This window comes from Acinetobacter sp. ME22 (assembly GCF_022012315.1).
Taxonomy (GTDB): domain Bacteria; phylum Pseudomonadota; class Gammaproteobacteria; order Pseudomonadales; family Moraxellaceae; genus Acinetobacter; species Acinetobacter brisouii_A.
The window spans coordinates 1-364 of the sequence record NZ_JAKLTL010000052.1; the positions used below are offsets into that span (position 1 = coordinate 1).

At 49.5% G+C, this 364-nt stretch carries 1 pseudogene; it reads right to left on the reverse strand.

From position 1 onward, the window contains the following. Positions 1–364: pseudogene (locus LVY74_RS17650) on the reverse strand (phage tail protein); the annotation flags it as partial.

Consider the following 364-nt stretch of genomic DNA (forward strand, 5'->3'; position numbering starts at 1 on the left):
CACGATCAGATAATGACGAATCATGATGGCACGACCTGCAGCAGAGGCAACCGCGGTATTGGGTGCTGCAAGGGGTGCTGTTGCCAGTGTTCCAAAGGGTCCCTGAGCTGAAACCCACAAATCATCTATGTAATCTAGCCCTGCATATTCGGACAGCTGACCTAAGTCGGTAAAGCCATCTTGCACGTGATACAGGAAGTAGCCATCTGCATCCACCTGATCACCATAGCGAAAGATTTCAGCCTTTTCGTCATACCATTGCGTTGCTCCATTTTGTACTGTGTGAATGCGTTGCACCCGCCACTTGGAGTCTGGCATGGTGGGTGAAGTTCCAATATAGACATCTTCCAGAATGACCGACAAT